We start from the raw sequence: 24796 nt of genomic DNA on the forward strand, positions 1-24796 counted from the left end.
GGCGCCGGGGCGGCCCTCGGCGAGGCGCGGCGCGACCTGCCGCAGCGCGGCCCGCGGCGCGCCCTCGGGACGGTGGGCGGCAAGGCAGCAATCGCGGAAGATGCGCAGCATCTCCGGCTCCGGCGAACCCTTCCGCGTGACGAAGCCGAACTTGCAGTCGAACCGGTAGCGCTCCGCCAGGATCGGCCGCATGCCGCCGCGGGCGACCCAGGCCGTCGCCGCGTGCTCCGGCAGGAACCCGGTATAGAGGCCGGACAGGACCAGCAGGATCTGCGGCTCGATCTGGTTCACCGTGGCGCGCGCCGGGCCGAGCTGGAAGCGGCGGCCGTCCCGGTCCCGCCAGTAGCCGCGGCGGATCGTGTCGTAGCGCTCGATCAGCTCGGGCGTGATCTCGCAGTCCGGCATCGCGAAGAGCGGATGACCGGCGCCGACATAGAGAAGATGGGCCTCCTTGTAGAGCGTGTGCTCCTCCAGGCCGGAGACGAGGTGCGGAAAGCTGCCGATCCCGCAATGATACTCGCCCTCGCGGACCTTGGCCTGAAGCTCCTGCGGCGGATCCTGCGAAAGGAGGATGGAGACGGCCGGCATCCTGCCGCGGAAGGCGCGCACGGCCTCCGCGATCCGGCAGTTCGGGTCGCTCGCCACCGTGTCGACGAGCCCGATCCGGAGCTCGCTCGGCGGGCTCACGCGCGCGGCCTCGATCTCCGACGCGAAATGCTGCGTGGAGGCGAGCAGCGTGCGCGTCGCCTCGTGCACCGCGCGCCCGCCATCGGTCAGGGCGAAGCCGGCGCGGCCGCGCTGGCAGAGCTTGATGCCGAGGCGGTGCTCGAGGGCCGTCATGTGGTTGCTGATGGTGGAAGCGCTGATGTTGAGCTCCGCCTCGGCCGCCGCGAAGCCCTGGCAGCGCACCACCGCGTCGAACACTGCAAGCAGGCGGAGGTCACTTCCGGAGAGCTGCATGTGCTCCTCACATTGACAAATCCAAAGGCGCACTTTGGTGCATCGCTATTTTTCGCCTCTGCGGGGCGAGCTTAGCTCGTGCGGAAGCAATTGAAAGCGGCCCATGCAATCGAACCGCAAGGATTGTGCCAGTAGATCCGGCGCGGCCGGACCCGCCGCGGGCGGACCCGGAAGCCGGGTTCTCAACCAGCCCCTCGGCGGCAACGAGATGCCGCGCTTCGCCGGCCCGAGCACGATGATGCGGCTTCCCACGCAGGCGAGTGCGGCAGGCCTCGACGCCTGCTTCGTCGGCGTGCCGATCGACATCGGCACCTCGAACCGCTCCGGCACGCGCCACGGGCCGCGCCAGATCCGGGCGGAATCCTGCATGCTGCGGCCGTTCAACGTGGCGACGGGCACGGCGCCGTTCGACAGCCTCCAGGTCGCCGACATCGGCGACGTCGCGATCAACACCTTCGACCTGAAGCGCAGCGTCGTGCTGATCGAGCAGGCGTTCGATGCGATCCTCGAAGAGGGCTGCGTCCCCCTCACCCTCGGCGGCGACCACACGCTGACCTATCCGATCCTCCGCGCGATGGCGCGCCGGCACGGCCCGGTCGCGCTCATCCATGTCGATGCCCATGCCGACGTGAACGAGCACATGTTCGGCGAGGCGATCGCGCACGGCACGCCGATGCGCCGGGCGCTCGAGGCGGGATGCCTCGACCCGCGCAAGGTGTTCCAGATCGGATTGCGGGGCACCGGCTATTCGCCGGAGGAGTTCGAGTGGTCGCGCAGGCAGGGCTTCACCGTGGTGCCGGCCGAGGAATGCTGGTACCGGTCGCTCGCGCCGCTGATGCAGGAGGTCCGGCGCGCCATCGGCGACCACCCCGTCTACCTGTCCTACGACATCGATTCGCTCGATCCGGCATTCGCGCCCGGCACCGGGACGGTCGAGATCGGCGGCCTGACCACCTGGCAGGCGCTCGAGATCGTGCGGGGCTGCAGCGGGCTGCGCCTCGTCGGCGGCGACCTGGTGGAGGTCTCCCCGCCCTACGACCCGAGCGGCAACACGGCCCTGACGGCCGCAAATCTGCTGTTCGAGATGCTCTGCGTCGTGGCGCGCGCGCCGAACGGCACGGCATCGGAGCGTGGCGGCAAGGCTGCCGAGGGGACACGCATCCGAACGCCGGCGCCCGACCGGGAGGGGACGCACTGAGGCGAGGGAAGCGAAGGCGCTCCTCCGGGGAGGAGCGGGGGGTCAGGAGGGACAGATGAACGGATTGCTGAGGGCCGCGGCCGCGACACTCGTTCTGCTCGGAACGACATCGGCATGGGCGGCCGACAAGATCACCCTGGCGCTGCCCTGGAACGTTCCCTATTCGGGCTGGGCGGGATTCTACGTCGCCAAGGACAAGGGCTATTTCGGCGACGCCGACCTCGACGTCGAGTTCCTGCTGCTCAAGGGCTCCAACCCGACGATCCAGGCGGTCGCCGCGGGAACCGCGCAGCTCGGCCTCCCCACGGCGAGCTCCGTCGTGGTGGGCGTGAGCCAGGGCATGCCGCTCACGGCCGTCTCCGCCTACATGCAGTCCAACCCGGAAGGCGTGATCGCCCGCAAGGACAGAGGCATCGAGGCGATCGGGGATTTCGTCGGCAAGAAGGTCGGGTACAACGTGTCGAACCCGACGGTCTACATGTTCGAATCGAAGCTCGGGCGGGCCGGGATCGACCGCGACAAGGTGAACTGGATCACGGTCCAGCCCGAGGCGATGGTGCCGCTGCTCCTCTCCGGCGAGATCGACGCCGCCATGGGATACTGGGATTGGGAGGCGATCAACGCGGAGAAGGAGGGACTGCCCGTCAACGTCTTCGTCATGAGCGACGACAAGGTGCAGATCTACGGGCCCGTCGTGGTCGCCAATTCCGACTGGGCGAAGAAGAACGGCGACCTGATCCGGCGCTTCCTGCACGCGACGGTGAAAGGCTGGATCGACGCCGCCGCAGACCCCGACATGACGCTCGCCGTGATGATGAAGGCCAATCCCGAGGAGGACAAGGACTTCATGCAGAAGGCGCTCGCCATCTCCATGAAGCTCATCGGCAGTCCCGACGTCGCCGAGCACGGCTTCGGCTGGATGGACACCGACGACTGGAAGGGGCTGCAGGACGCGCTGGTGGAAGGCAAGGTGATCGAGCACCCCGTGGCGGATCTCGGCACGATGTTCACGAACGACTACCTGCCCGACAACGCGAAGGAGTGGAAGAACTGAGCGCCGTGGCGCACAAGGCGAAGCGCGCGGCGGCGCCCGCTTCCGTCCGGGAGCGGGCGCTCGTCTCGGTGCGCGGCGTGGGCAAGCGCTATCCGCTGGAGGACGGCGCGGAGGTGGATGCCCTCGCCGGCTTCGATCTCGACATCGCTGACAAGGAGTTCGTGAGCCTGATCGGCCCGAGCGGATGCGGCAAGTCCACGGCGCTCTCGATCGTCGCCGGCCTGCAGGAGCCGACCCACGGGGAGGTCCTGATCGCCGGCCATCCGCCGGCACGCGCCCGTGCCGACCGCGAGATCGGCGTCGTGTTCCAGCAGCCCGTGCTGCTCCCCTGGCGGACCATCCGCGCCAATTGCACGCTCCTTCTCGAAGTGGCGGGCCGATGGACCAAGGAAGCCGAGGAGCGCGCCTCCGCGATCCTCGAGATCGTCGGGCTCGCCGACTTCGCCGAGCGCTACCCGCACCAGCTGTCGGGGGGCATGAAGCAGCGGGCCGCGATCGCCCGGGCGCTCTGCCTCGATCCGCTGCTCCTCCTGATGGACGAGCCGTTCGGAGCCCTCGACGAATTCACGCGGCACCAGATGAACATCGAGCTGATGCGCATCTGGAGCCGCGACCGGAAGACGATCCTGTTCGTGACGCACAACATCGCGGAGGCGGTCTTCATGTCCGACCGGGTGATCGCCATGAGCCCGCGGCCGGGCCGGATCGTGGAGGAGATCACGGTGCCGCTGCCGCGTCCGCGCGACCCCGACGTGCGGTTCACGCGCGAGTTCACCGAATGCGTGTTCCATCTCCAGCGCCTGCTCGAGCGCGACGAAGGCAGGCTGCCGTGAGGGCCGCGGGCAAGACGCACCGGGGCCCGGTCCGCCAGGCGGTCGCGATCGCCGGCTTCATCGCGCTCCTCGTCGTCCTCTGGCAAAGCGTGATCTGGGTCTTCGGCGTGCCGGGCTACCTGCTTCCGACGCCCGGCGAGGTGGGCGCGGCGCTCGTCGGGCAACGCGACACCTTCCTGCAGCATGCGGCCGTCACCATGACCGAAGTGGTGCTCGGGCTCGGCGCGGGCGCCCTTCTCGGCCTGGCGCTCGCCGTCGTGATGGATCAGTCGCCCGTCCTCAACAAGGCGCTCTACGTGCCGATCCTCGCGACCCAGACCACGCCGATCGTCGCAATCACCCCGATCCTCATCATCTGGTTCGGCGTGGGCCTCGCCCCGAAGCTGATGATCATAGCCATCTTCTCGTTCTTTCCGGTGCTCGTGAACACGCTCGCGGGGCTCCAGGCGACCGGGCGGCAGATGCTGCTGCTGCTGGATTCCGTCGCCGCCTCGCCATGGCAGGTCTATCGCTATGTCCGGATTCCGATGGCCCTGCCGCACGTCTTCGCGGGCCTCAGGCTCGCGGCCGCGGCCTCGGTGGTCGGCGCGATCGTGGTGGAATGGGTGTCGTCGACGGCGGGACTCGGATACCTGCTGATCCTCTACCAGTCGCGCCTCAACGTCAGCAAGGCGTTCGCCACGCTGGTCGTGCTGCTCGTCCTCGGGCTCCTCGTCTTCGCGTTCTTCGCCTGGATCGAGCGCCGCTTCTCCTGGCAGAAGCGGCTCGGCATGGACTGACCGACGGCCGGGGAAGAGACACCGGCCGCGACGGCAGCCGGGCGGACTTCCCGCGGCCGGACGGTTCCTAATCGTGCCCGACCACGACGCGAAGGGTGGAGTTCGCCGCCTCGGCGAGATTGGCGGAAAGCCTGTCGATCAGGAGACGCGCGGCGGCGGTGAGGGGGCGGCGGGGCGTGACCGTGCAGGCGAGTTGCCGCCTCAATCTCGCCCCGACGATCCGCCGCGCGCCGAGCCGGCGGTCCTGCAGATCCCCGTGGACCGCGGTCGCGGGAAGGATCGTGACCCAATCGGAACGCTGGACGAGGTCCTTGACGACGATCAGCTCGTCGAGCTCGAGACGCGGCACGAGCGGGAAATGATCGTTCGCGGCCGCCCTGTCGATCGTCATCCGCAGCGCATGCCGCTTCGAGGGCAGGACGAGCTTGTGCGCGGCGAGGTCGCCGATCGCGATGGGCGGCCTTGCCTCGCCCGTGGCGGCCGGCGCCGCGATCAGGAAAAACTCCTCCTCCAATACGATCCGCGCGGTCGCCTGGAACTCGGATGGCACCTGGTTGATGAACGCGAAATCCAGAGCGCCGGACTGCACGGCCTCGTGGAGGTCGTTGTTGTAGCCGCCGACCGCCGTCACCGAGACGTCGGGATACGCCTCGACATACCCGATGAGTGTCCCCGAAAGGACGCCGGCCGAAATGCTGCTCACCGCCCCGAAAATGACCGAGCCGGTAATGCGCCCGGTGCGCTCTATGATCCGCTGGCGTGCATCCATCAGGTCCTGGAGCACGGGCTTGAGCAGGCGGTAGATCTCGTGGCCCGCCTGCGTCGGGACCATGCCGCGCGGGGTCCGATCGAACAGGATCTGCCCGAACTCGTCCTCGAGCTTTCCGATCTGGGTGCTGACCGCAGGCTGCACGACGTTGAGGCGCTTGGCGGCCCGCGTGACGCTTCCCTCCTCGTAGAGGCAGGTGAAGTAGTGGATCTGGCGAAGCTCCATCAGAGCATGGTCCTTTCAGTCCTCCACTGCGCCTGGCCGGCCCGGACAGGCCGGCGAGAGGCATGGCCCGGGGCGCGCCGATGCGGCTCGCCAACGACATAATCTTCACGAAATGCTATACCTGTCATAGTGAATTGTTATAGAGCATTACCTTGACAGTGTCCGGCAACCTCGTACTCTCCCGGCAAATACAACAAAGCGCCGGCCCTATCCATATCGATAGGAGATACCTGTCTTCAGTTTCTACTGAAGGCTGTCCGCTGAAACAGGAAAGCGGAATCGCCGGCGCCCCTTGTGGAGGGCCGCGGAGCGGAGCCGGATTCGGTCGCTCCTCGGGGGAGGCAAGATGGACGCTGTCACAATCGGCAAAGGGGACGGGAGCGGCCCTTCCGGGCGCTCGGACGCACTGGTCGAAGCCTTGTTCCGTCCGTTCCGGATCGGCTCGCTGCGGCTCTCGAACCGGCTCGTCCATGCCCCGATGCACTCGAATTTCGGCGATGCCGAAGGGGGCGTATCCGAGCGGCTGCTGGACTATGTCGATACCCAGTCGCGGGGCGGCGCCGGCCTCTTCTATGTCGAGCATGCCGCAGTGGAGGCCCCGCGCGGCAACAACTCGCCGATCACGCTCAATGCCTCGCACGAGCGCTACGTGGCGGGGCTCGCCGAGCTCGCGGACGTCGTCCATGCGAACGGCGCCAAAGCGGCGGTCCAGATCGACCATGCCGGGCGCCAGTCCAATCTCCGCTCCACCCGCGGCCTGCCGCTGATCTCCTCCTCGGAGGTGCCCTGGGTGCCTTCGGGGACGGTTCCCCGGGCGATGACCGGCCAGGACATCAGGGACATGGTTCAGAAGTTCGCCGAAGCGGCCGTGCGCGTCCAGCTCGCGGGCTTCGACGCCGTGACCCTGCATGCCGGCCACGGCTATCTCCTCTCCTCCTTCCTGTCGCCGTTCACCAACAAGCGGGAGGACGAATATGGCGGGTCGATCGAAAACCGGATGCGGCTGCTCGTCGAGATCCTGGCGGCATGCCGCGAACGCGTCGGCCCCGCCTTCCCGATCATCTGCCGGCTGAACGGGGCTGACCACCACCCGGGCGGCCTCACGAACGAGGACGTCGTGACCGTCGCGCGGCGCCTCGAGGAGGAGGGCGTCGACGCGCTCGACATGACCTCCGGTACGCGCGAATCGGGCCATTGGCAGTTTCCGACGCTCTACATGGATCCCGGGCTTCAGCTCGACGACGTCCGCGCCGTCCGCAGCGCCGTGTCGCTGCCGCTCATCGCCATCGGAAAGATCAACACGCCGGAGCTCGCGGCCTCGGTCGTCTCCAGCGGGCTGGCCGACCTCGTCGCCTTCGGCCGCGAGCTGCTCGCCGACCCGCAGATGCCGCAGAAGATCCGAAGCGGGCGGAAGAGCGAGATCCGCCCCTGCATCTACTGCAACGACTGCATGATGCAGCTGCGGTCCTTCCGCGGCGTCGCCTGCACGGTCAATCCGTCGCTCGGCCGCGGCTCCCGCCTCGCCCCGCGCGAGGCCGCCGCCGCCCGGCAGGTGACCGTGATCGGCGGCGGCCCGGCCGGCCTGACGGCGGCGATCTGGGCCAGGCAGTGCGGCCACGACGTCACGCTCTACGAACGGGAGCCGGACCTCGGCGGCAAGCTGCGGCTCTCCGCCATGCTTCCCTACCGTTCCGAGCAGCGCCGGTGGCTCGACTACATGATCGCGGAATGCGGGCGTCTCGGCGTGCAGACGATCCTCGGCGCCGATGCGGCGTCCGGCGCGCGGATCGAGGCGGGCGGCGACGTCCTGATCGTGGCGACCGGAAGCGAGGCCGCTGCGGGCAATCCGGCCGATGAGCGGACGCAGTCCGTCGAGACGGCGCTCCGCCGGTTCGAGGCGCTCGGCGAGAGCGTCCTCGTCGCGGACGGAAGCCAGCAGGGCTGCGAGCTGGCGCTGCTCCTCGCCGCCTCGGGAAGAGCCGTCACGCTCGCCGTCGGCGAGGTGGCGCCGGACTCCGAGGCCGCCGTCAGGGTGTCGCTCCTCGAGCGGCTGGGGAGCGCCCGGCTCCGCATCATCGAAGGCGCAGCGATCGCCGCTTCGGAACCGGCTTGCGAGGTGCGGACGCGCGACGGGGAGAGAATCCCGGTGGCGGCGGACACGATCATCGTTCCGCCCGCCCCGCCGGCGGTCCATGCCGTCCCGGGCGATCTCGCCGCGAAGTTCGCGGCCGTGCATGTCGTCGGCGACGCGGCCGGGACGACGCGTCTCATGGATGCGGTCTTCGCCGGCGCGGCCGCCGCGATGCGGATCTGAGCTGCGATGGCCGGCCACGGTTCCCCTCCCGCTCCGGTCGCGATCGTCGGCGCCCTCGACACGAAGGCCGAGGAGGTCCTGCTCGTCCGCGACGAATGCAGGAAGCTCGGCCTGCCGACCCTCGTCTTCGATACCGGCATTCTCGGCGAGCCGGGATGCGCGTCCGACATCGGCCGCGCCGCGATCGCCGAGGCCGGCGGCACGCCGCTCGCGGCCTTGATCCGCGAGCGGCATTCCGGACGGGCGCTTGCCGTCATGAGCGCCGGCCTCGGCAAGATCCTCGGCGCGATGGCGGCCTCTTCCGAGGTCGCCGCCGTGCTCGGGATCGGCGGCTCGCGGGGGACCGTCATGGCGGCGGGGGCGATGCGCTCGCTCCCGCTCGGCATGCCGAAGATCATCGTGACCCCGTCCCTGATCGGAAATGTCCGGCAGCTCGTCGGCAGCTCCGACGTCGTGCTGGTCCCGACCGTCGCCGATCTCCTCGGCGTGAACCGGATCACTCGGCCCGTCCTGCAGCGTTCCGTAAGGATGCTGGCGGCCTGGCTCGGCTTCGAGGACCCTGCCCCGGCGCGAGGCCGGACGGTGGCGCTGACCAGCTTCGGCGTCACCACGCCCTGCGTGTCGGAGGTGCGCCGGCTGCTGCTGTCGATGGGGACGGACGTCGTGGTCTTCCCGGCGAACGGGATCGGCGGCCCGGCGATGGAACGCCTGGCCGAGCAGGGGGCCATCCAGGGGATAATCGACATCACCACGCACGAGATCGCCGACACGCTGTGCGGCGGGACCTGCAGGACCGATGGCCTCCGGTACGGCTTGGCGGCGCTCGGAAAGATCCCGCGGGTGATCAGCCTCGGCGCGCTCGACTTCGTGAATTTCACCACCGGAGCCGTGCCGGCGCGCTTCGCGCAGAGGCTGCTCTACGAGCATTCGTCCGCGGTCACGCTGATGCGGACCGACCGTGCCGAATCCGGAGAATGCGGCTCGATCCTGGCTTCCCGCCTCGGCGAATCCGGCGGGCGCTACGCGATCGTGATGCCGGGCAACGGCTTCTCGGAATACGACCGTCCCGGCGGCCCGTTCTGGCTGCCCGAGGCCGACCGGGCCTGCATGGACGCGATCCTGGATGCGCCGCCAGGACCCGACGGCACGGTCGTCGCGACGGACATGCACATAAACGAGGCCGGCTTCGCTCGCCGCCTTGTCGACGAATACACGCGCCTGTCGGACGGCGTGGCGGCTTAGAGGGGCGAGGGAAATGGCACAGCGAATAGCACGCGAGGAGATCTTCCGCCGGCTCGCCGGCGTGCGGAGCCGGGGCGAGCCGATCCTGGGAGCGGGCGCCAGCGCCGGCATCATCGCCAAATGCGCGGAGATCGGCGGCGCCGACCTGCTGATCATCTACAGCACAGGCAAGTCGCGGCTGATGGGGCTGCCGACGAGCCGGATCGGCGATTCGAACGCCATCACGCAGGCGATGCTCGACGAGATTTCGAACGTCACCAAGACGATCCCGCTGATCGCGGGGGTCGAGGCAACCGATCCGACCCGCCTGGACCTCTCCCGCCTGCTCGACCGGTTCATCGAGCACGACATTTCGGGCGTCATCAACTTCCCCACCATTCTCATGATGCCCGGCTATGCCGACAAGCGGGAGATGGTCGGACTGGGCTTCTCCCGCGAAGTCGAGATGATCCGGGTGGCCCGGTCGAAAGACCTGTTCACGCTCGCCTACGTGTTCGACGCGGAGCAGGCGAAGCGGGTGGCGGATGCCGGCTGCGACTGCATCTGCGCGCATGTCGGGGTCACCAAGGGCGGCCTCGTCAGCGTGAAGGACGACCGCCCTTTGCGCGAGCTGGCGGCGTCGGTGCAAGGCATCATCGAGGGCGCCCGGTCGGTCGCGCCCGATATCCTGTGTCTGGCGCATGGCGGCGGGTTCTCGGCCCCCGAGGACACGCGGGCCCTCTACGAGCTCACCGACGCGGAAGGCTTCGTCGGCGCCTCCAGCATCGAGCGCATCCCGATCGAACGCGCGGTCGTCGATGTCGTGAAGGCGTTCAAGGCCGTGCCGCTCCACATGCGCGGACAGCAGGGTGCCGCGCAATGAAGGTGCTCCTGACGGGCGGGCTCGGGCGGCTCGGACGCTATGTCGCCAAGGCGCTGGAGGACAGCCACGAGATCGTGCTCTTCGATGCCGTGCCGGGCACGGATGCGCGCCACGCCGTCGTCATCGGCGACATCCGTTCCGAAGACGACGTCACGCGGGCGATCGCAGGCTGCGATGCGGTCGTCCACCTCGCCGGCATTCCGATCCTCACCCCGGAGCACCGGGCCATCTGGGACATCAACACCTCCGGCACGCTCAACGTGCTCGAATGCATGGTCGCCTCGAACGCCCGCCGGATTGTCTTCGCGAGCAGCATCTGCGCCGAAGGCTTCATCAACTCGTCCTCGCCGCTGCCGCTGCGGAGCGTGCCGGTGGACGAAAGCTATGACGGCGTTCCCGACGACATATACGGCCTGTCGAAGACCGTCGGCGAGCTGCTATGCCAGGCCTATGTGCGCAGGCACGGCTTCACCGCGGTGTCGCTCCGGTTCGCCACCATAAGATATCCCGAGATCCCGCAATCCGTCGCACGCCTCAAGCGGCATTCGGAAGAGGACGGCGCCCGCTTCCTCTGGAACTACGTCGACGCGCGCGACGCGGCGCAGGCCACCAAGCTCGCCCTCGAATCCGATCTCGACGGCCATCACGCCTTCCATGTCGGCGCGGATGACACCTGCTCCCCGATTTCGTCGCGCGAGCTCGTCAGCCGGTTCTATCCCTACGGCAATCCGGCCTTCGAAGCGGGATTCCCCGCAACCGAGCACGAGGCGGTGTGGTCGATCCGGGAGATCAAGAGGACGCTCGGCTATCAGCCGCGACACACGTGGAGAGCGGAGCCGCAATAACGAAGAGCGCTCGCAGGGAGGGAACCATGATAACGAGACGCGACGTACTGAAGATCGGGACGGCAACGGCGGCGACGCTCGCCTGCGCCGGGCTCCCGTCCGCGCAGGAGCGGACCGAGCTCAGGGTCATCTCCCTCGCCAACTGGGACGAACGGGTGACCTCGGAAGGCCTGGTGAAGCCGATCGAGGCGGCCGCTCCCGTCCGGCTGCAGGTCGAGCGGATCCCGTTCAACCAGCTGATGCAGGCACTTGAGGTCCGTCTCGGCGCGCGCGGTCCCGATCCGGACGTCTATATCGTGGACGGTCCGCTGACGGCCTCCTATGCCTTGCGCGGCCATCTCCTCGCCCTCGACGACCTCATCGACAAGAAGGCGATCGCGCCGTCGGCGGTGGCGGCGTGCAGCTACAAGGGCAAGCAATATTCGGCGCCGCTCGCCAACACGGCCACCGTGCTGTTCTACAACGCCGCGCTGTTCGAGAAGGCGGGCATCGAGCCGCCCTCACCCGATCCGACGAAACGCTGGACATGGGAGCACACGAAGGAGGTCGCCAAGGCGCTCGCCGACGCCTCGTCCGGCGTCTGGGGACTGGCCTGGGACCAGTCCGAACGCCCCTACGAGATGCTCCCGCTCGGCCAGTCGCTCGGCGGCGTGGCGCTCTCCGAGGATGGCCTGACCGCGAGCGGCTACATGGACTCGGACGAATTCGTCCGCGCATGGACCTTCATGCAGAGCTTCTACAACGAGAATCTGTCGCCGAAGGGCCTCTTCGACATCCCGGTCGTGTGGGAGCTGTTCTCGACCGGCAAGCTCGCCATGATGATCGGCCTGACGGCCGGCCGCGACACCTTCGTGAAAGCGGGCGTCCCGTTCGGGGTCGCGCCCGCGCCCTATTTCGAGTCCGGCAAGCCCGTCAGCACCACCGGCGGCTGGACCTTCGGCGTGAATCCGCGCACCGAGAAGCGGGAAGCCTCCGAAGCCTTCATCCGCGCCCTGATGGAACCCGCCGTCCAGGAGCAGTTCCTCAGGAGCCGGCCCTATCCGCCGTTCCTGACCGCGCTCTGGACGCGCATGAGCGACTACTATTCCGGGGACATGTGGCGGATCGTCGAATACGACTACGCCAATACCGCTGTCGCGCGGCCCTCGACGCCCGGATACCGCGAATACGAGGAGATCCTGAGGCTTGCCCTGCGCGACATCCAGACGGGCGCGGACCCCAAGTCCACCCTGACGGCCGCAGCCCGGAAGACCGACCGGGAACTGCGGAAGTACCGCTCGTGAGGAGCTGGCTGCGCACCGGCATCTACGCGCCGAACTCGTAGCGGGCCGATGCAGACGAAGTGGTGGACACCTTACCTGTTCGTCTCTCTCGCGATGCTCGGCCTCTTCGTGTTCCGCTTCGCTCCGATCGGCGCGGCGCTCTGGGGAAGCCTGCAGGAGACGTCTCTCACCGGCGAGGTCCGCTTCGCCGGGCTGGAGAACTACACCTACCTGTTCTCCGATCCGACCTTCTGGAACTCGATCCGGGTCACGCTCCTGTTCAACCTGGTGATCAACCCGCTCCAAGTTGTCTGTGCCATGGTGCTGGCGCTGATGCTCGTCCGGCCCGGACCGTTCCTGGGCGTCTTCCGGGCGAGCTTCATGGCCCCGATGACGGTGTCGATCGCCCTGACGGCCGTGATCTGGGGCATCCTGCTCGAGCCGACGCTCGGACCGGTGAACGGCTTCCTCAAGTGGCTCGGCGTGCCCCCGCAACCGTTCTTCCGGAGCGCGGACCAGGCGATCTGGTCGATCATCGGCATCGCCACCTGGAAGGGCGCCGGCTACTGGATGATCTTCCTGCTGGCAGGCCTCATCGCGATACCCCGGGACGTGCTCGAGGCCGCCGAGATCGACGGCGCCGGGTGGTGGTCGCGGCTCGTCTTCATCATCCTTCCCCTGATGAAGCGGCCGCTCGCCTTCGTGCTCGTCGCCGATACGGCCATCAACTTCCTCATGTTCGCGCCGCCCTACATCATCACCCAGGGCGGGCCGGCGGGAACCACGCATCTCCTGATGTTCGAGGCGTACCAGTCGGCCTTCACCTATTTCGACCACGGCCGGGCGATGGCGATCTCCGTCATCGTCCTCGCGATGATCCTGCTCATCGTCGGGCTCGAACTGCGCCTGCTCCGTCCGAAGGGAGCGCACTGACCATGCATGAGCGGCGCCGCCGACGGCTTGCAGGCGCGGCGCGCTATGCCGCGCTCACCCTGATCTTCGTGGTGCTGATCCTGCCGCTCTACTGGTTCGTGATGTCCTCGTTCAGGCCGGTGGAGGACATATTCCGCTATGCCAACGATTTCGGGATCCGGACGCTGGTCCCGACCCGGATCACCCTCCAGAACCACATCGCCGTGTTCCGGAGCGAGTTCACCCGCGCGCTCTTCAACTCGCTCTTCGTGTGCACGACGACGGTGGCGCTCAGCGTCTTCGTCAATTCCATGGCCGGATTCGCCTTCGCCGTCTTCGAGTTCCGGTTCAAGAACGTCCTCTTCGTGCTGGTCCTGCTCTCGTTCATGATGCCGTTCGAGTCGATCGTCATCCCGCTCTACTCGATCTCCAGGGCGCTCGGCCTCGTCAACACCTATGGCGCGCTGATCCTGCCGGAGGCCGCGAACGGCCTCGTGATCTTCCTCTTCAGGCAGTTCTTTCTCGCGATTCCGCGGGACATCTACGAGGCGGCGCGCGTCGACGGCGCATCCTGGTGGCAGATCTATCTGCGCATGACGCTGCCGCTGTCCGGCCCGACCGTCGCGGCGGCCTCCCTGCTGATCTTCATCCATCAATGGGATGCGTTCTTCTGGCCGCTGATCGCCGCCTCCTCTCCGGAACTCGTCGTCGTCCAGGTCGCGGTCGCGCGGAACATGAGCGTGGACCAGACGAACTGGGGCGTCCTGTTCTCGTCGGCCTCGATCGCCGTGGCGGTGGCGCTCGTGCCGTTCCTGCTCCTCCAGCGCTACTATGTCCGCGTCGTCGGGCTCGGAAGGACGTGAGATGGCGGCGCGTCGGCACAGCCCTGCCCGCATGCCACGCCGCGGCAAGGCCCGGCCGGGGCGTGCGGGGCCGGCCGCCGGCGGCCCACCCGAAGGAGACGAGGCGTGAAGGACAGGCAAGCGATGCGAAGCGTCCGGACCCGCACGAGGCGGCGCGAAGCCCTCCGCCTCAGGCTTCACGAAGCGCATGCCGGCATGCGCTTCCTCGTCACGCCCGACCCGACCGGCGCCGGGGAGTGGCGCGCGTGAGCGCGGTCACCATCGAGGGCGTTCACAAGCACTTCGGGGGCTTCCATGCCCTCAAGGGCGTCGATCTCGAGATCCGCGACGGCGAATTCGTGGTCCTGGTCGGCCCGTCTGGATGCGGGAAGTCCACGCTGCTTCGGCTGATCGCGGGCCTGGAGGAGATCAACGAGGGCCGCATCGCCATCGGCGACCGGATCGTCAACGATCTCAGCCCGCGCGACCGCAACATCGCCATGGTGTTCCAGAGCTATGCGCTCTACCCGCACATGACCGTCGCGCAGAACATCGCGTTCAATCTGCGGCTCGCCGGGCGCAGCCGCGCGGAGATCGCGGCGAAGGTGTCCGCGGCGGCGAAGATGCTGGAGCTGGAAAGCCTTCTCGACCGGAGACCGGCCGAGCTCTCCGGCGGCCAGCGCCAGCGCGTCGCCATGGGACGGGCGATGGTGCGCAATCCCGACGTCTTCCTCTTTGACGAGCCCCTGTCGAACCTCGACGCCAAGCTGCGGGTGCAGATGCGGTCCGAGATCAAGTCGCTCCACCAGGCCGTCGGGACGACCTCGATCTACGTGACGCACGACCAGATCGAGGCGATGACGCTCGCCGATCGCGTCGTGGTCCTCAAAGCGGGCTCGATCCAGCAGCAGGGCAAGCCGCTGGAGATCTACCGGAAGCCGGCCAACCGCTTCGTGGCGGAGTTCATCGGCTCGCCGCCGATGAACTTCTTCACCGGCCGCTTTCTCCGGGAGGACCGAAGGGCGGCGATCGTGGCGAGCGACGGCACCGCCATCGGCGTCTCCCGGGACCTCGCGATCGAGGAGGGGCGGATCGTCACGATCGGCGTGCGGCCCGAGCACCTGACCCTGACCGGCGATCCGGACGGACTTCGGGGCCGCGTCAAGTTCATCGATCCCACCGGCGCTCAGACCCACGTCACCGTCGAGCTGGCGGGGGAGCCGACCGTCATCGTCCTCGACAGCGCCGTCGAATGCGCGCCGGGCGAAATCCTGACCGTGAAGGTCCCCCGGGACCTGGTGCACGCCTTCGACGCGGACACGGGCCTGCGCATCGGATGACGGCCCCCGCGGACCCGACGACCGCGCCGGAGGAGAGAGGCGCCGGCGGCGGCGGGGCGGACATGGGCCTCACCCGGCGGACGTCCCCCGCAGCGCGTCCGGATCCGCTGCGCGAACGCCGGCACGCACCGCGCCGACACGCTCGATTTCGACCGCGACCGACATGCCGGGCGCGAGATAGCGGCCGAGCGGCGGCGGGTTGAATATCTCGGCAGGACCGCTGCCGTCGCCGGAAGGCGCCACGAAGGCGTCTCCCTCCGCCGCCGGGATCAGCACCGAGCCCGGCTCGAGCGTCACCACGTTCGAGAGCGCGGCGATCCAGGCCGGAAGCCCGCCCCAGTCGCCGGGTACGGGACCGTCATAGGCGATCTCCCCGTCGAGCGTCATCCTGGCCCCGAGCGCCGCCGGATCGCCGGCCTCGTCCCGGCTCACGACCGGCCCGAGCAGGAGCGAGCCGTCGAAGGCGCGGGCATGCGGATACTGGACATGGAACAGCGCGCCGGCCCAGCTGATCGCGTGCTGGTCCCGGATGCAGAGATCGATCGCCGGGCAGTAGCCGAAGATCGCCGCCGCCGCCTCGTCCGCGCTGGCGCGCCTCAGCCGCCGGCCGATCAAGACGGCGAGCCGCGGCCAGGCGTCGACGTGGTCGCCGAGCCAGGGGCGGAGGGCGATGCCGTCTTCCGGGCCGAGCATGTTGAACGGGTCGCGGAGGAAGAACTCGCGGTGGCGGACGCGCTCGCCGGAGCGGCGGTCCGGCCCGTCGCGGAACGCCGCCCCGGCGCCGATCAGGAGAGGCGGCACGAGCGGCGGGAGGAGGCGCACCTCGCCGCTGCCGTAGACCAGCGGCTCGCCGTCGACGCCACCTGCCGCGCCGCGCGCAAGGGCGAAGTCGATCGCCGCCTCGGCGAGCGCCCGGCCCGGCGCCCCGCCGGCGATGAAGCGCACCATGTCCGGCGGCAGCCGGAGCGCGGCCTCCGCGTCCGCGCAGGGGTCGCCGGATTCCGCGAGGAGGGTTGCGGCGGCCGTCGCGAGGTCGACCACGCCGGCATCGGGAAGCAGCGCGCCGAGCGCGACGCGGCGGTAGCGCCTGAAGCGCACGAGCTTCATGACAGCGTCTCCGTGGCGGCCTGACCGGTCGCGCCGCCCTCGGCCGGCCCCGGACCGATCTCGTTGCGGAGCGTCCCGATGCCGCCCACCGCCACCATTACGCTCTGGCCGGGCCTCAGATACTCGCCGTGGGGATCGCGCGGCGCATGGCGGCCGCCGCATTCCGGATCGCTGCCGACCGCGCAGCCGCCGGGCGTGCCGGGACAGATGACGAAGCCCGGCTCGAGCGTGATCATGCTCGAATAATATTCGACGACCTCGCGCACGCCCCAGATGTAGCTCCGGGTGTTGCTGTCCTGCCGGATCGCGCCGTCCACGCTGCACGACATCGGCAGGTTCATCGGGTCCGGCACCTCGTCGCGGCTGACGATCGCCGGCCCGAGCGCGGAGTTCGCGTCGAACACCTTGCCGTCCCCGTACTTCACGTGGAACGTCGTCGGGTCATAGGCGAAGAGCTGCCGGTCGCGGATCGCCATGTCGTTCACGACCGTGTAGCCGAACACGAAGTCGAGCGCGTCCGCGGCCGCGACGCAGCGGGCCCTGCGGCCGATCACGATGCCGAGCTCGACCTCGTAGTCGAGCTTCCCCGACGCCCATGGCCGGTAGGGGATCGGGTCCTGCGGGCCGACCACGCTCTCCGCGTTCTTCAGGAAGAACTCGACATGGTCGGGCTTGTCGCGGCCGAGTTCGCGCAGATGATCCCAGAAGTTGGCCCCGCCGCAGACGATGAGGGGCGGCACGATCGGCACGGCGAGCCGGACCGCGTCGCACGACAGGGTCACGCCCGACGGGTCGAGCCCGCCGGCTTCGAGCGCGGCGAGCGCTTCCCGCACCAGTGCTTCGCTCCGGTCGCCGCGCCGCAGGAATTCCGCGGTGTCGCCGGGAATCCGGATTGCGGCCTCCTCGTCGGCGAAGGGATCGCCCGCCGCCTCAAGCAAGGCAGCGACCGCCTTCCGCAGGTCGACGATCAGGCCGCCGTCCTTCCAGAGCGCGCCGAGCCGGATCCCGGCCTCCGCTTCAAACCGGACCAGACGCACGGCAGCCCTCCTCCCCGCGCGCCGCGCAGGCGGCCCGGATCGCCGCGCGCACGGCGTCGGGGCCCGCAAGCGGCATCGTCATGAACGTTGCGCCGAACGGCGCGAGCGCATCCTCGATCGCGCCGACCAAAGCAGGCGCGACGGGCAGCGTGCCGGCCTCCCCCACGCCCTTCACGCCGAGCGGATTGTGCGGCGAACGGCTCTCGAAATGCACGACGTCGATCGCCGGCACCTCCGATGCCGTCGGGATCAGATAGTCCATGTAGGTCGAGGTGAGGAGCTGGGCCTCCTCGTCATAGGCGACGCGCTCGTAGAACGCGCCGCCGATCCCGAGCGCGGCACCGCCGACGACCTGGCCTTCCACGATCAGCGGATTTATGACGGTCCCGCAATCGTGGACCACGACATATTTCAGGATCGCGACCGTGCCGGTCGACGGGTCCACCTCGACCGCGCAGGCGTGGAAGCCGGCACCCATCGTCCCCTGAGCGGGATTGAAGAAGCCGTCCGCTTCGAGGCCGGGCCGGAAGGTCTCCGGATCGCGCCCGATCCGGCCGCGCGCGGGATCGGCGCGCCTCGCGATCTCCTCGAGCGGAACGCCGACCTCCGGCACGCCCTTGAGCCGCACGCTGCCCTCCGCGAGCTCGAGATCGCCGGCATCCACCTCCAGCATCTCGCTTGCCCATTCCCTCGCCTGGCGCGCCACCTTCCGGGCCGCGATCCGCGCCGCGTTTCCCGCCGTCACCGCGCCGCGGCTTGCAAAGCTGCCGATGCCCCAGTCGAACTGGGCGGTATCGCCGACCGTCACCTCGATCCGCTCGGGCGCGACGCCGAGCTCGTCGGCGACGATCTGGGCGAGCGTGGTGTGGTGGCCCTGGCCCTGGCTTCCGACCCCGGTCGCGACCGTGATCCGCCCGCCCGGCTGGACGCGCACCCGCGTGCCCTCATAGGGTCCGATCCCGGTGATCTCGCAATAGGCGGCCGCGGCCACGCCGACATACCGGCCCTCGCCGCGGGCGGCCGCCTGCGCGGCCCGGATCTCCCGGTAGCCGACGCGCGCGAGCGCTTCCTCGAGCATCCCCGGATAGTCGCCGGAATCGAACTCGACCGGCCCGCCGTCCCAGTAGGTCAGCGGATAGCGGTACGGCATCGCCTCGGGGGGAATGAGATTCCGCCGGCGCACCTCGGCGGGCTCGAGGCCCAATTCGCGCGCGATCAGGTCCATGATCCGCTCGATTACGAAGGCGGAGTACGGCCGGCCGGCGCCGCGATAGGGGCAGACGAACATCCGGTTCGTGAACACCGCCTGAAAGCTGACCGCCAGGGCCGGGACCCGGTAGAGGCCGAGGAGGTGCATGGTCGTCACGAAGGGCGTGTTGAGCCCGTAGGGGATGTAGGCCCCCGTCTCGTACCAGAAATGGTCGACGAGCCCGAGCAGCCGGCCCTCCTCGTCGAAGCCGACCTCGACCTCGTGGATCTGCTCCCGCTCCGAGGCCGTGGCGACGAAGGATTCCATCCGATCCTCGACCCATTTGACGGGCCGGCCGAGACGCATGGCCGCGTGGGCGACCAGCACCTCCTCGGGATAGAGCACCATCTTCGGGCCGAACCCGCCGCCGATATCGCCGGCGATCACGCGCACCTGGTCGATCCCGAGCCCGAGCATGGCGGCAAGCGCCGCGCGGGCCGGGATCGGTCCCTGGGTCGTGTCCCAGACGGTGAGCAGGTCCGTGTCCGCGTCGAAGCGCGCGACGGTCGCCCGCGGCTCGAGCGGCTGGGCATGTCCGCGCGCGAGATCGAAGCGCCGGCGAAGGCGCCGCGGGGACGCCGCGAGCGCGGCCGCCGCATCGCCGAAGCCGATCTCGTCGGCGCCGGCCACATTGTCCGGCACGTCGGCATGGACCGGCCGCCCGCCCGGCGAGGCCGCATCCGCGAGCGCGCTCGCGGCCGGAAGCGGCTCGTAGGCGACTTCGATCAGCTCCGCGGCGTCCTCGGCGAGGTAGCGCGTCTCCGCCACGACGAACGCCACCGGCTCCCCGACATAGCGGACGACCTCCGCCGCGAGCAGAAGCTGCGTCTTCGGATGCAGGATGCGACGGTCCGGGAGGATCATCGGCATTTGCCGCTCGACGCCGACGAGATCGTCGAAGGTGAAGACCGCCACCACGCCGGGAAGGGCGCGCGCAGCCGCGGCGTCGATCCGCGCGATGCGGGCGTGACCGTGCGGGCTGCGCAGCACATGCGCCTCGAGCAGGCCGTCGGGATGGACGTCGTCGGTGAACCGGCCGCGGCCGGCCAGAAGCCGCGCGTCCTCGAGCCGCGGCAGGGGCGAGCCGACATGCGTCACCGGCGCTCCTCCAGCCCGGCTTCGCGATAGGCCGGCGCCGCCTGCCGGACCGCCTTCACGATCGCCTGGTAGCCGGTGCACCGGCAGAGGTTCCCGGAGAGGGCGGAGCGGATCTCCGCATCCGAGCGCTCGGCCGCATCCGGCGTGTCGCGCAGGAAGGCGTGGGCCGAGATCAGGAATCCCGGCGTGCAATAGCCGCACTGAAGCGCATGGCAGTCGCGGAAGGCCTGCTGCAGCGGCGCGAGCGCCCCATCGGGGCCCGCCAGCCCTTCGACGGTCACGATCTCGGCCCCGTTCGCCTGCACCGCGAAGAGGAGGCACGAGCGGCAGGCAGCCCCGTCGACCAGCACGGTGCAGGCGCCGCAGACGCCGTGCTCGCAGCCGACATGCGTCCCGGTCAGCCTGAGCACGTGACGGATGAAATCGGACAGGAGCAGGCGCGGCTCGACCAGCGCCTCGCGGCGCTCGCCATTGACGGTGAGCGCGACCGCGACCTTCCCGTCAGCCATCGCGAAGCTCCGCCGCGGCCTGCCGCAGCACCCTGCGCGCCAGCGTCTCCGCGACTTCCCGCCGGTAGAGCGCCGAGGCGTGCAGGTCGGCTACGGGCGAGATTCCGGCGACCGCCGCCGCCGCGGCCGCGGACCAGAGATCGTCCGAGGGGCGCTCGCCCAGCATCGCCGCCTCCGCGGCATGCGCGCGGACGGGCCCGTCGTCCACGCCGAAGAGGACGAGGCGCGCGAGGTCGAGCGTCCCGTCGCCGCCGAGACGGAGAACGGCCGCCGCCCCGGCGAGCGCGAAATCGCCGTGCCGGCGGGCGACCTCCGCGAAGCCGAAGCCGCAGGACCCCGGCAGATAGGGGATCCGGATCGCCCTGAGGATCTCGTCCGGCTCCAGGGCGGTCGACAGAAGCCCGGCGAAGAAGCCGTCCGCACCAACCGTCCGATCCCCGGAGGCGCCGGCTATCACGAACTCCGCGGAAAGCGCGGCCGCCACCGCCGGGAGCTCGGCCGCCGGATCGTTGTGGCAGAGGCTGCCGCCGAACGTGCCCCGGTTGCGGATCTGAAAATGCGCCACGTGCGGCAGAGCGAGATGGAAGAGCCGGGCGTGCCGGCCGATTTCGGCCGAGCGCTCGAGCGTGCGCTGCCGCGTCATGGCGCCGATCTCGATCGCGTCCGCCCCGGCCCGCAGGAAGGCGAGCTCGGCGACGCCGTTCAGGTCGATCAGGGCGGCCGGCCGGGCAAGCCGCATGCTCATCGCCGGGACGAGCGTCTGGCCGCCGGCGATCACCCTGGCATCGCCGCCGAACTCCCGGAGCTGCGCCAGCGCCTCGGGAAGCGAGGCCGGGGCCCGGTAGACGAAGGCGGCCGGCTTCATGTCCGCTCCTCGCGGACATAGGGCACCGCCAGGGCGGCGGGCGTGCCGTCGCCGCGCCCGCGCGAACGGGCCGCGATGAGCATGAGCACGAGCAGCGCGAGCAGGTAGGGCGCCATCTGCATCAGGTAGACGGAGACGAGCTGGAAGACGCCGCCGAGCACCTGCGCCTGGAACACCATGATGTAGGCGAAGCCGAACAGGTAGGCGCCGAAGAGGAGCCGGACCGGATGCCAGGCGGCGAAGATGACGAGGGCGAGCGCGATCCAGCCCTGGCCCGCCGTCATGCCGTTCGCCCACGAGCCGAGATAGCCGACGGACAGGAAGGCGCCCGCGAGCCCCGCCATTCCGGCGCCGAAGATGACGGCGAGATAGCGGATGCGGACGACGTTCCAGCCGGCGACGTCGACGGCGCTCGGCCTCTCGCCGGCGGCCCGCAGGGCGAGGCCCGGCCGGGTCCGGTAGAGGAAGAGCCAGACCAGCGGCACGGCGAGAAGGCTGAAATAGACGAGGACGTTCTGGCGGAAGAGGACGGGGCCGAGGACGGGCAGGTCGCGGAGCACGGGGATCGCCAGCGGGGCGAGCCTGTCCTGCAGGTTGACCCCGACAAAGGCCTTGCCGAAGAACTGGGAGAGGCCGTCCCCGACGAGGACGATCGCGAGCCCGGTGACGATGTGATCGGCCCGGATCGTGACGGTGAGGAACGCGAAGGCCGCTCCCATCGCCATCGTGACCGCTACGGCGGCTGCGATGCCGCCGAGCACGCTCCCGGTGCTCGCCGTCACCACGACGGCGGTCATGGCGCCGGTCAGCATGAGCCCTTCGAGGCCGAGATTGAGGACGCCGCTCCGCTCCGCGACGAGCTCGCCGAGGCCCGCGAGGAGCAGCGGGGTCGCCGCCGAGACGGTGGCGGCGAGAAGGCCGATCAGCATGGCCTCGTTCATGCGCCGGCACCCGGCGAAAGGGAGCGCCGCCGCGCGAGCGTCAGGCCCGCCAGCGCGAAGATGATGATCGCCCCCTGCATGATGCGGACGAGGGAGGGATCGACCTGCGCGATCTGCAGCGCGTCGCCGCCCTGAAGGAGCACGCCGTAGAACGTCGCCATGACGAGGACGAGAAGCGGGTTGTGGCCGGCGAGCCAGGAGACCAGGATCCCGAAATAGCCGTAGCCGGGCGGCAGGTGGTAGAGGAGCCCGGCCGTCCCGGCGACCTGGTCGATGCCGGCGAGCGCGGCGATGGCCCCGCTGAGGAGCATGACCTGGACCGTCAGGCGCCCGATCCGCATGCCGGCATAGCGCGCGGCGGGATGCGAATGGCCGAGCACCGCGGTGGCGTAGCCCCAGGGCGTGTAGCGGAAGAGGACGGCGAGGAGCACGGCGATGACGGGCGCGGCGACGACCGCCACGTTGAGGTCCGCCGAGAGCGCCGGCAGCAGCGCCGCGGATGGAAAGGGCGGGCTGTAGGGCCAGCCACCCGCCGGATCCCGCCACGGCCCGAACACGAGGAAATCCACGAACAGGATCGCGACGTAGTTCAGCATCAGCGTCGAGAGCACCTCGTTGACGCCGAATGCGACCTTGAGGACCGCGGGCCCGAACGCCCAGAGCGCGCCGAACGCCATGCCCGAGAGGATCATCGCCGGCAGCACGGCCGGGCCGGGCAGCGGAACGTGAAGCGCGACGAGCGCTGCGCCGAACGCGCCCATGACCATCTGGCCCTCGCCCCCGATGTTCCAGATCCGCGCCCGGAAGGCGACGCAGGCGGCGAGCCCGGTGAAGGCGACCGGAACGGCATAGACGAGCGAGCTCTGGAGCGCATAGGCGGAACCCAGGGCGCCGCTATAGATCGCGGCGAGCGTCTGGTAGACGGGCGTGCCGGTGGCAAGCAGCACCATGCTGGCCGCGACGACGCCAAGGGCGACGGCCATGACGAAGGCGCCGCTTTCCAGCGCCCAGGCAGATGCCCGCATCATGCCGCGGCCCGCGGAATCCCGCCGCCCATCGCAGCCCCGATGCCGTCGCGGTCGAAGCGCGCGGCCGGCCAGATGCCCGTGATCCGGCCGCCATACATCACCGCGGCGCGGTCGGCGAGCTGGAGCACCTCGTCCAAGTCCTCGGAGACGAGCAGCACCGCGGAGCCGCCGTCCCTCAGCGCGACCAGCCGGTCGTGGACCGCGCGGGCCGCGGCGACGTCCAGGCCGCGCGTCGGCTGCGAGACGAGCAGGAGCTTCGGGTCTGTCCAGATCTCGCGCGCGAGCAGGAGCTTCTGCTGGTTGCCGCCGGAGAGCAGCCGGACCGGCCGCCCCAGCCCGCCATGGGAGACGCCGTACTGGGCGACCGCCTCCTCCGCGCGCCGCCGGGCGGCCCCGTGGTCGATCAGCCCTCGGCGCACGAAAGGCGGATCGCGGAAATCGCGCAGCATCATGTTGTCCGGAATGTCGAGCGGCATGACCATTCCCATGCCCATCCGGTCCTCCGGGACGAAGCGGAGGCCGGCGCGCATGCGCCGGAGCGGCGACCAGCGGGAGATGTCGGTGCCGTCGAGGAGGATGCGGCCGCGGCTCGCCCGCCGCAGCCCGGCCAGCACTTCGGCAAGCTCCGGCTGACCGTTGCCGGCGACCCCGATGATGCCGAAGATCTCGCCGGCGCGGACGTCGAGGTCGAGCCCGTCGAGGGCGGCATGTCCGCGGTCTCCGGCCGCCGCGACGCCTTCGGCGCGCAGGATGGAGCGGCCGGGCGCGGTGGCCTGCCTCGGACGCAGCGCGGCCGGCCGTGAGCCGACCATCAGCGTGCCGAGCTCGTCGAGCGTCGTCTCGGAGGCGGGAAGCGCGGCGACGACCCGGCCGCGCCGGAGCACCGTGATCCGGTCGGCGGCAGCCATCACCTCGTGGAGCTTGTGCGTGATGAAGACGACCGCCTTGCCGCCGTCCGCCAGGCCGCGGAGCGTCCGGTAGAGCTCGTCCGCCTCCTGCGGCGTCAGCACCGAGGTGGGCTCATCGAGGAGGAGCAGCTCGGCGCCGTGATAGAGGAGCTTCAGGATCTCCAGCTTCTGCCGCTGTCCGATCGAAAGCTGCCAGACCGGCACGTCCGGGTCGATGTCGATGCCGTTCGCCCGGCCGATCGCCCGCAGCCGGGCGACCGCTTCCCCGCGCCGCAGCCTGAGGCCTCCGGCCGGGACCCCGAGCAGCACGTTGTCGAGGGCGCTGAGGACCTCGACCAGCTGGAAGTGCTGGTGGACCATGCCGATGCCGCGCAGCACGGCATCGCGCGGGGAGCGGAACTGCACGCGCTCGCCCCAGACCGTCAGGTCTCCGGCGTCGGGGCTGTAGAGCCCCGACAGGATGTTCATCAGCGTCGTCTTCCCTGCGCCGTTCTCGCCGAGCACCGCATGGATCTCGCCGCGGCGGAGCCGGAGGCTGACGCCGTCATTCGCGACGAAGGAGCCGAAGCTCTTGCTGATGTCGAGGGCCTGGACCTCGTCGCGCGCCGCCGGCACGT

At 69.8% G+C, this 24796-nt stretch carries 23 protein-coding genes; 13 read left to right on the top strand and 10 right to left on the bottom strand.

Annotated elements, in window-relative coordinates:
* The coding region (locus tag E4O86_RS12060) for a LysR family transcriptional regulator (protein WP_161140793.1) at positions 1–960 on the bottom strand (960 nt) is incomplete at its 3' end.
* A 208-nt stretch (positions 961–1168) separates the two neighbouring features.
* On the opposite strand from E4O86_RS12060, the gene speB reads away from it, so the two are divergent.
* The 4 genes from speB to E4O86_RS12080 are packed head-to-tail and all read left to right on the top strand — an operon-like array spanning position 1169 to position 4824.
* Entirely contained in the window at positions 1169–2158 is a 990-nt protein-coding gene (gene speB, locus E4O86_RS12065) for an agmatinase (protein WP_246206362.1), read from the top strand.
* A gap of 55 nt (positions 2159–2213) precedes the next feature.
* The gene (locus E4O86_RS12070; protein ID WP_161140795.1) at positions 2214–3212 is read left to right on the top strand and encodes an ABC transporter substrate-binding protein; all 999 of its coding nucleotides are present in this window, start codon (positions 2214–2216) and stop codon (positions 3210–3212) included.
* Positions 3200–4045: an ABC transporter ATP-binding protein gene (locus tag E4O86_RS12075; RefSeq protein WP_343039151.1), complete on the top strand. Its 846-nt coding sequence runs from the start codon at positions 3200–3202 to the stop codon at positions 4043–4045. Before E4O86_RS12070 ends, E4O86_RS12075 begins: the two co-directional genes overlap by 13 nt.
* Positions 4042–4824 (top strand): ABC transporter permease subunit, encoded by a 783-nt coding sequence (locus tag E4O86_RS12080; protein ID WP_161140796.1) that lies wholly within the window; start codon positions 4042–4044, stop codon positions 4822–4824. The genes E4O86_RS12075 and E4O86_RS12080 overlap by 4 nt, the downstream gene beginning before the upstream one ends.
* 67 nt (positions 4825–4891) lie before the next feature.
* Here E4O86_RS12080 and E4O86_RS12085 read toward each other — a convergent pair whose 3' ends face one another.
* Entirely contained in the window at positions 4892–5818 is a 927-nt protein-coding gene (locus tag E4O86_RS12085) for a LysR family transcriptional regulator (protein WP_161140797.1), read from the bottom strand.
* Between the two features lie 346 nt (positions 5819–6164).
* Here E4O86_RS12085 and E4O86_RS12090 point away from each other — a divergent pair, with 346 nt between their 5' ends.
* The 9 genes from E4O86_RS12090 to E4O86_RS12130 all read left to right on the top strand — a co-directional run bounded on the left by E4O86_RS12090 (position 6165) and on the right by E4O86_RS12130 (position 15437).
* Positions 6165–8132, top strand: coding sequence for an oxidoreductase (locus tag E4O86_RS12090; protein WP_161140798.1), 1968 nt, complete (start codon positions 6165–6167; stop codon positions 8130–8132).
* A 6-nt stretch (positions 8133–8138) separates the two neighbouring features.
* The gene (locus E4O86_RS12095) at positions 8139–9374 is read left to right on the top strand and encodes a Tm-1-like ATP-binding domain-containing protein (RefSeq protein ID WP_161140799.1); all 1236 of its coding nucleotides are present in this window, start codon (positions 8139–8141) and stop codon (positions 9372–9374) included.
* 13 nt (positions 9375–9387) lie between these two features.
* Positions 9388–10236 (top strand): phosphoenolpyruvate hydrolase family protein, encoded by an 849-nt coding sequence (locus tag E4O86_RS12100; protein WP_161140800.1) that lies wholly within the window; start codon positions 9388–9390, stop codon positions 10234–10236.
* Positions 10233–11081, top strand: a complete 849-nt coding sequence (locus E4O86_RS12105; RefSeq protein WP_161140801.1) for an NAD-dependent epimerase/dehydratase family protein — start codon at positions 10233–10235, stop codon at positions 11079–11081. The genes E4O86_RS12100 and E4O86_RS12105 overlap by 4 nt, the downstream gene beginning before the upstream one ends.
* 26 nt (positions 11082–11107) lie before the next feature.
* A complete protein-coding gene (locus E4O86_RS12110) occupies positions 11108–12364 on the top strand; it encodes an ABC transporter substrate-binding protein (RefSeq protein ID WP_161140802.1) in 1257 nt (418 codons plus the stop codon).
* A gap of 48 nt (positions 12365–12412) precedes the next feature.
* Positions 12413–13276: a carbohydrate ABC transporter permease gene (locus tag E4O86_RS12115; protein ID WP_161140803.1), complete on the top strand. Its 864-nt coding sequence runs from the start codon at positions 12413–12415 to the stop codon at positions 13274–13276.
* Between the two features lie 2 nt (positions 13277–13278).
* Positions 13279–14118: a carbohydrate ABC transporter permease gene (locus E4O86_RS12120; protein ID WP_161140804.1), complete on the top strand. Its 840-nt coding sequence runs from the start codon at positions 13279–13281 to the stop codon at positions 14116–14118.
* Between the two features lie 105 nt (positions 14119–14223).
* Positions 14224–14367, top strand: a complete 144-nt coding sequence (locus tag E4O86_RS23580; RefSeq protein ID WP_161140805.1) for a hypothetical protein — start codon at positions 14224–14226, stop codon at positions 14365–14367.
* Entirely contained in the window at positions 14364–15437 is a 1074-nt protein-coding gene (locus E4O86_RS12130) for a sn-glycerol-3-phosphate ABC transporter ATP-binding protein UgpC (protein WP_161140806.1), read from the top strand. Before E4O86_RS23580 ends, E4O86_RS12130 begins: the two co-directional genes overlap by 4 nt.
* 69 nt (positions 15438–15506) lie before the next feature.
* On the opposite strand, the gene E4O86_RS12135 is transcribed toward E4O86_RS12130, so the two are convergent.
* From E4O86_RS12135 to E4O86_RS23950, 8 genes are read right to left on the bottom strand one after another with little or no spacing between them, the layout of a single operon-like run.
* Positions 15507–16544 carry a fumarylacetoacetate hydrolase family protein gene (locus E4O86_RS12135; RefSeq protein WP_161140807.1) on the bottom strand — a complete coding sequence of 346 codons (1038 nt, stop codon included), beginning with the start codon at positions 16542–16544 and terminating at the stop codon, positions 15507–15509.
* A complete protein-coding gene (locus tag E4O86_RS12140; protein WP_161140808.1) occupies positions 16541–17581 on the bottom strand; it encodes a fumarylacetoacetate hydrolase family protein in 1041 nt (346 codons plus the stop codon). Before E4O86_RS12140 ends, E4O86_RS12135 begins: the two co-directional genes overlap by 4 nt.
* Positions 17562–19928, bottom strand: a complete 2367-nt coding sequence (locus E4O86_RS12145; RefSeq protein WP_161140809.1) for a molybdopterin cofactor-binding domain-containing protein — start codon at positions 19926–19928, stop codon at positions 17562–17564. Before E4O86_RS12145 ends, E4O86_RS12140 begins: the two co-directional genes overlap by 20 nt.
* On the bottom strand, positions 19925–20437 hold the full coding sequence (locus tag E4O86_RS12150; RefSeq protein ID WP_161140810.1) for a (2Fe-2S)-binding protein: 513 nt from the start codon (positions 20435–20437) through the stop codon (positions 19925–19927). Before E4O86_RS12150 ends, E4O86_RS12145 begins: the two co-directional genes overlap by 4 nt.
* Positions 20430–21302 carry an FAD binding domain-containing protein gene (locus tag E4O86_RS12155; RefSeq protein ID WP_161140811.1) on the bottom strand — a complete coding sequence of 291 codons (873 nt, stop codon included), beginning with the start codon at positions 21300–21302 and terminating at the stop codon, positions 20430–20432. Before E4O86_RS12155 ends, E4O86_RS12150 begins: the two co-directional genes overlap by 8 nt.
* Entirely contained in the window at positions 21299–22243 is a 945-nt protein-coding gene (locus E4O86_RS12160) for an ABC transporter permease (protein WP_161140812.1), read from the bottom strand. The genes E4O86_RS12155 and E4O86_RS12160 overlap by 4 nt, the downstream gene beginning before the upstream one ends.
* On the bottom strand, positions 22240–23271 hold the full coding sequence (locus tag E4O86_RS12165; protein ID WP_161140813.1) for an ABC transporter permease: 1032 nt from the start codon (positions 23269–23271) through the stop codon (positions 22240–22242). Before E4O86_RS12165 ends, E4O86_RS12160 begins: the two co-directional genes overlap by 4 nt.
* Positions 23268–24794, bottom strand: coding sequence for an ATP-binding cassette domain-containing protein (locus E4O86_RS23950; protein ID WP_161140814.1), 1527 nt, complete (start codon positions 24792–24794; stop codon positions 23268–23270). The genes E4O86_RS12165 and E4O86_RS23950 overlap by 4 nt, the downstream gene beginning before the upstream one ends.
* Positions 24795–24796 lie beyond the last annotated feature (2 nt).

It is taken from the genome of Propylenella binzhouense, assembly GCF_009866965.1.
GTDB lineage: Bacteria > Pseudomonadota > Alphaproteobacteria > Rhizobiales > Afifellaceae > Propylenella > Propylenella binzhouense.